The 6423-nt window shown below is 61.4% G+C and carries 6 protein-coding genes; 3 read left to right on the top strand and 3 right to left on the bottom strand.

The window, feature by feature from the left end:
• The coding region (locus tag ACESNB_RS03415; RefSeq protein WP_373003860.1) for a GIY-YIG nuclease family protein at positions 1 to 448 on the top strand (448 nt) is incomplete at its 5' end.
• Positions 449 to 1365: 917 nt separating this feature from the next.
• Here the strand turns inward: ACESNB_RS03415 and ACESNB_RS03410 are convergent.
• A complete protein-coding gene (locus ACESNB_RS03410) occupies positions 1366 to 1824 on the bottom strand; it encodes a hypothetical protein (RefSeq protein WP_373003858.1) in 459 nt (152 codons plus the stop codon).
• Between the two features lie 262 nt (positions 1825 to 2086).
• Here ACESNB_RS03410 and ttcA point away from each other — a divergent pair, with 262 nt between their 5' ends.
• Positions 2087 to 2974, top strand: a complete 888-nt coding sequence (ttcA, locus tag ACESNB_RS03405) for a tRNA 2-thiocytidine(32) synthetase TtcA (protein WP_373003855.1) — start codon at positions 2087 to 2089, stop codon at positions 2972 to 2974.
• 57 nt (positions 2975 to 3031) lie between these two features.
• Here ttcA and ACESNB_RS03400 read toward each other — a convergent pair whose 3' ends face one another.
• Both ACESNB_RS03400 and ACESNB_RS03395 read right to left on the bottom strand, forming a co-directional pair.
• Positions 3032 to 4306: an acyl-CoA dehydrogenase family protein gene (locus ACESNB_RS03400; RefSeq protein WP_373003852.1), complete on the bottom strand. Its 1275-nt coding sequence runs from the start codon at positions 4304 to 4306 to the stop codon at positions 3032 to 3034.
• Positions 4307 to 4503: 197 nt separating this feature from the next.
• Positions 4504 to 5805, bottom strand: coding sequence for an acyl-CoA dehydrogenase family protein (locus tag ACESNB_RS03395; RefSeq protein WP_373003849.1), 1302 nt, complete (start codon positions 5803 to 5805; stop codon positions 4504 to 4506).
• A gap of 138 nt (positions 5806 to 5943) precedes the next feature.
• Between ACESNB_RS03395 and ACESNB_RS03390 the strand changes: the two genes are divergently transcribed.
• Positions 5944 to 6423: TSUP family transporter (locus tag ACESNB_RS03390; protein WP_373003846.1), on the top strand; the 480-nt coding region annotated here is incomplete at its 3' end.

The raw sequence follows: 6423 nt of genomic DNA, 5'->3' as shown, positions 1-6423 counted from the left end.
TACCTTGGGGACGGAGACGAATCGCATGTGGATATTGTTTGGTTGGCACACTTGGTTTGGCGAATCCGGCCGGCCTTACCGCTTCAAGATCACGCTGACGCCCAAGGGCCTGCCCGAGGGCGGCGGCATCTATGTCTTTGTCCAGCGGCGCTTCGTATTCTTCCTTTTCCCACTCTATATCGGCAAGGCGACCAATTTCCGCTCGCGCCTGATCGGCCATGAACGCTGGTGGGAAGCATGGTGGAAGCGCGGCGCCACCGAACGCCATGTGCTGGTGATCAAGAAGGGCGATGATCGCGCCCGGGTCGAAGAAGACCTGATCCGCAACTACCAGCCCCGCATGAATGACATTCTCGTGCCGCGCGGCAAGGATGATGCGCCTAACAACAAGCGCCTGCGCCGCTGGTGGAATATCAAGCGCTGGTTCCGAATCCCGTTCTTCGGCTGAGGTTTTCACCTACGCCAGTGACGCCTGCGAGGGCGCTTGGGTGTGGGGTCTGGGTGTGCTCCGGTGGGAGTATGGGTCAGGTGTCGGGAATGGGGCCGAACCGGACCAGCCCTGCGCTTGGGCCTGGTACGGGGCAATCGCAGCCCTGGCGCTCGCCAGGGACACGGGGATGGGGCGCCTGTCAGCGCGAAAGCCAGCCGATCCGACACAGGTGCACGGAAAATGCCCGGATGCGGCCCGGTCAGGTCATCCGAGAGTTGGATCACCACGACACGGCCATTCCACATCACACCCCATAGCATTTGGGAGCCGGGGCCACCCGCCGCCTTGAACCATTTCTTCAAGCGCTGGATGCGCCAGACGACCAGCGGCCAGAGGGGCAGCAGGTACCAGAGCAGGCCCGGCATGGGGGTGAGGAGGGAGAAGCTGGGCATCGCGGCGCATTATATACCGGATGAAGCAGGGGGTGGATAAGTCCCCCTCCATCAGATGGCTCTCCCCCTTTTGCGGGGGGTGTGGCGCGCAGGGGGCATGGGGGTGGTGAGGTGGTGGCTTGAGGCTGGCATGGTCAACCGGCGGGCAGGGGAGTCCAACGAAAAGCCACGCCCGAAACGGCTGGCCTACCTTTCACGCATTTTGGACTGAACCAAATATGGATTGACCGTTCCGTAGCAAGACATGCCGCGGTCAGGCCCGGCGCATACCATCCAGCCTCCGCCGTTCCTAAAAACGATTGCAGTGCTGCTCACGTCCCCCGGTTTCGTGACAACATTTCCCTGACAGTCAGGCAGGCCATTTGTCGAGACAATGGTCTTTACAAGCGTATGCTGGCCTTTCTCGTCGGTCTCCAGCCGCCAGGTCTGTTTAAGCAATTCTTCGCCGGACGATGTGGTCATCGTGCCGTCTTTGAAGAACCGTTAGGTATCCCGGCAGAAATCTTCGGGCGTATCGACAATACGGAGCATCCAGTTTTTCCATGTCAGGTACGCACCGAGATCATCAGTCTCGTTCGCACGGCACGCGCACAAGCCAATTGTTGAACTGGGTGCCTCGGCGTTAACGCGAGACCACCAACCGGCACCTGCCTGAGGCGTCTTGAAGGCAAGAATGGTCTTGCCGTCTTCCTCACGCACCCGGCCATCCACAAACACGCCGTCGCCATCACCGCCCCAAATATGACCTTCGACAAGGCCGTCATGCATCGCGGTGATGAAAAGCCTGTTGTGCGTTTCCGGCAAGTGCCCGTAGGCGCTGAGGACACGCATGTCCCATTCACCGACGAGCGTTTCGCTCGCCGTTGTGGGAACGTCGGCGCGCCAGTCGACAATCGCTTCCGGTTTCTCCACTTCAGCATTCCTGGCGGCAATCTCCGCCATGCGCGATAGCTCCTCCGGCGTTGGAATTGCCAGCCCCTCTGTGGCTGATCTGGAATCAGGTGTGGAAGATGGCGCGGGGGTCGTGCAGGCGGCGAGGACCGCCGCGACGCCTGCAAGAAAAGCATAGGACGGGCAGATCATGGCGTGCGCCTTTCTGAGAGACGTTTGACGCGCGCAGCATCGTCTCCGGATTCAGGTCTTGGCAAGCACCCGCGTATCAACAGCTTGCGCCCTATGACGGCCCCGTGGCAAAGCAGCGGACATGGCCGATACTGTGTCTCCCCGCGCGCCCCCGTTATTTGCGGATGCGCCATCCAGCGTCAGCTTCAAGAAGCTGCGCAAGCGGCTGGTGCGCGGCGCATTGAAGGCGGTGGACGATTTCCAGATGGTCGACCGGCGCGCGGTGGAAGCCGGTGAGAAACCGCGCCCGAAATGGCTGGTCTGCCTGTCGGGCGGCAAGGATTCCTATGGCCTGCTGGCCGTGCTGATGGACCTGGCCTGGCAGGGCGCGCTGCCGGTGGACCTGATTGCGTGCAACCTGGACCAGGGCCAGCCCGGTTTCCCGAAACACGTGCTGCCGGACTGGCTGGACACGACCGGCGTCACATACCGGATCGAGACGGAAGACACCTATTCCATCGTGATCGATAAGGTTGAGGCGGGGCGCACCTACTGCTCGCTGTGCTCACGCCTGCGCCGGGGCATTCTCTATCGCATCGCGCGCGAGGAAGGCTGCGAGGCGATCGTGCTGGGCCATCACCGCGACGATGCGCTGGAGACGTTCATGATGAATTTCGTGCATGGCGGACGCATGGCCGCGATGCCGCCGAAGCTGCTGAATGACGAGGGCGACTGTTTCGTACTGCGGCCGCTGATCACGGCGACGGAAGACGACCTGGCCAAGTTTGCCCAGGCAATGAAATTCCCGATCATCCCCTGCAACCTGTGCGGCACGCAGGACGGGCTTCAGCGCGTGGCGATGAAACAGATGCTGGACGAATGGGAACGCAAGAAGCCCGGCGTAAGACAGGTCATGGCCCATGCCCTCGCCACCGTGCGGCCAAGCCATTTGCACGATCCTCGCGTGTTCGACTTTGCCGGTCTGGAGATCGGCGGCAAGGGCGAGGACGATCCGAACGTACCGTTCTAGGCGCGATTCCGGATATTTCCTCGCCCCTCGCGCACCACGCCTGCCAGACGCACGGTCCTATCCAAAGTCGTGAATGCCCGACTTCGGATCGTGTGTCGGATAGTCAGGATTGTCGCGGTACTTTTTCAACTCGTTGCGAGCGATAGCGCGCAGGTGCACTTCGTCCGGCCCGTCGGCGAGCCGCAGGGAGCGGATACCGGCATAGGATTCGGCGAGGCCGAAATCCGACGTCACCCCGCCGCCGCCATGGGCCTGGATCGCGTCATCAATGATCTTGAGCGCCATGCGCGGCGCGGCAACCTTGATCATGGCGATCTCGTTGGCGGCGCCCTTGTTGCCGACCGTGTCCATCATCGAGGCGGCCTTCAGCGTCAGCAGGCGGCACATGTCGATCTCGATGCGGGCCTCGCCGAGGCGCTGTTCCCAGATCGAGTGCTCGTAGAGACTCTTGCCGAAAGCCTGACGGGTGAGCAGGCGGCGGGTCATTTTTTCCAGCGCAACTTCAGCGGCGCCTATGGTGCGCATGCAATGGTGGATGCGGCCCGGGCCAAGGCGGCCCTGAGCAATTTCGAAGCCGCGTCCTTCGCCGAGGATCAGGTTGCCCACTGGCACGCGGACATTCTCCATCACCATTTCGGCGTGGCCATGCGGGCTGTCATCATAGCCGAACACGGGCAGCATGCGGATTGTCTTCATGCCCGGCGCATCCATAGGCACGAGGACCTGGCTCTGCTGGGCATGGCGCGGCGCGTCGAAATCTGTCTTGCCCATGATGATGGCCACGCGGCAGCGCGGATCGCCCGCGCCGGACGACCACCATTTGCGCCCGTTGATCACATAGTCATCGCCATCGCGGACAATCGAGGTTTCGATATTGGTGGCATCGGACGAGGCGACCAAAGGCTCAGTCATCAGGAAGGCGGAACGGATGTCGCCGTTCATCAGGGGCCTCAGCCATTGTTCCTTTTGCGCGTCGGAGCCGTAGCGGTGCAGCACTTCCATATTTCCGGTATCGGGCGCCGAACAGTTGAACACTTCGGAGCCGAAGCTGACGCGGCCCATCATTTCCGACAGCGGCGCATAGTCGGCATTGGAGAGTCCCGCGCCCCGGTATTCGTCGGTGTCGTGATCGGCGTTCGGCGGCAGGAAAAGGTTCCACAGGCCCTCGGCCTTTGCCTTGTCCTTCAGGTCCTCAAGCACCTGCATGACACCCCAGCGGTCGGCTTCATGCTGGGCCTGGTAGACCGGCACGGCCGGAAACACGTGCGTGTCCATGAACGCGCCCACGCGCTCCAGATATTCCTTCGTCTTCGGACTATAGTCAAAATTCACGGGCTGTTCTCCTCGTATCTGCTGGCGCTATGCGGCCCGGACTCCCGCCCGCCGCATGCAGATTATATGACTATATTTTGCAGCATTCCTCGCGACGCGCGATACGGGAAACCCCTTATAATATATGAAAAAACAAGAAAAAAGGCGCGCAAGTTGCCTTGCGCGCCTTCGATATTTTATTGAGCGTTTTTCCGCGTCTATTTGCGCCAGATGGAGGCGAGCGCCGGGTCTTCCTCGCCGCCTTCATATTTGCGGATTTCGGCGCGGCCGATGACCATGTGGTGCACTTCGTCCGGGCCGTCAGCGAGGCGCAGCGTACGCTGGCTCGTGTACATCTGGGCCAGTGGCGTCCATTGCGACACGCCGGCGGCGCCGTACATCTGGATCGCCTGGTCGATAATCTGGCAGACGCGTTCCGGGATCATGGCCTTGGCCATCGAGATCCAGACACGCGCTTCCTTGTTGCCCAGCACGTCCATGGCTTTGGCCGCCTTGAGCACGATCATGCGCATGGCTTCGATCTCGATACGGGCGCGCGAGATGATCTCGGTATTGCCGCCGAGCTTGACCAGTGGCCGACCGAAGGCTTCACGGCTGATGCCGCGACGGACCATCAGGTCGAGCGCACGTTCTGCCTGGCCGATGGAGCGCATGCAGTGGTGGATGCGGCCAGGGCCGAGGCGGAGTTGCGAAATCTCGAAGCCGCGGCCTTCGCCGAGCAACATATTTTCCTTTGGCACGCGGACATTCTCGAAGCGCAGGTGCATGTGGCCATGCGGCGCATCGGGATCGCCGAAGACGTGCATCGGGCCGACAATCGTGACGCCGGGATAGGGCAGCGGCACCAGGATCTGGCTTTGCTGCTTGTGCGGCTCGGCGTTCGGGCTGGTCTTGACCATAGTGATCATGATTTTGCAGCGCGGGTCGCCCGCGCCGGAGATGTAGAACTTCTCACCATTGAGGACCCATTCATCGCCTTCCAGAACGGCGCTCATGGAGACGTTCTTGGCATCCGACGATGGCAGGCCCGGCTCGGTCATGGCGAAGGCTGAGCGGATCTTGCCTTCGAGCAGAGGTTTCAGCCAAATTTCCTTTTGCGCCGGCGTGCCGACGCGCTCGAGCACTTCCATGTTGCCGGTGTCAGGCGCCGAGCAGTTCATGGTTTCGGACGCCATCGGGTTCTTACCGAGTTCGGCTGCGATATAGGCATAGTCGAGGTTCTTGAGGCCTTCGCCGGTTTCAGCGTCGGGCAGGAAGAAGTTCCAGAGGCCCTGCTTCTTGGCTTCGTCCTTGGCCTTTTCGAGGCATTCCAGCTGGCCCGGCGCATAGGACCAGATGTCCTTCTTGCCTTCGCCGAGGCGATGGAACTCTTCGCTCATCGGATTGACGGTTTCCTTGATGAACTTGCGGACATGATCGTAAAGCGGACGCGCCGCCTCCGACATCCGCAGGTCATTCATATCGGCGCTGGAATCAGCGGCGTGTTGGCTATCGGGCATGGTGTTTCTCTCTTCCTATCTTCCAGTTTCTGAGTTCTTTGAGGATTGTCTTATCATCCGGGGCCTTGGGTCGTCGACTGTCTTGGCGGCAAAGCCGGAGTCTGGTTCCGTAATGCAAATTGCGTTAGGCCGCCGCGCATGACCCTGACGAGCGCCCTGATCATTCTTGCAACCGTTCTCGTCACGACATTCATTTCCGGCATTTTCGGCATGGCCGGCGGCATCATCTTCATGGGCGTGCTGGCCACGCTGGTGCCCGTGGCCACGGCCATGATCATCCATGGATCGATCCAGATGATCTCGAACGGCTATCGCGCCTATCTCTGGCGCAAGCATATCCAGTGGCCGATCTTCCGCCGCTATGCGTTGGGCTCGTTGGCGGCGGTCGGGCTGCTCTTCGCGCTCAGCTGGCGCCCGGACCGCCAGACGGTCTATCTGATGCTCGGCCTGACGACGCTGCTGGTCTGGCTGCCCAAGTCGGTCGTCGATCTCGATATCCAGAAGCGGTTCCAGGCCGAAGGCGCCGGCTTCGTTGTTCAGGCGCTGAACACGGTGGCCGGCGTGGCCGGACCGCTGCTGGACCTGTTCTTCGTGCGCACCGACATGACGCGCCAGGCC

The organism is Hyphomonas sp. (genome assembly GCF_041689225.1).
Taxonomy (GTDB): Bacteria; Pseudomonadota; Alphaproteobacteria; order Caulobacterales; family Hyphomonadaceae; genus Hyphomonas.
Note: the sequence above shows the minus strand (reverse complement) of the source record. Positions and strands in the feature narration are given on the sequence as shown.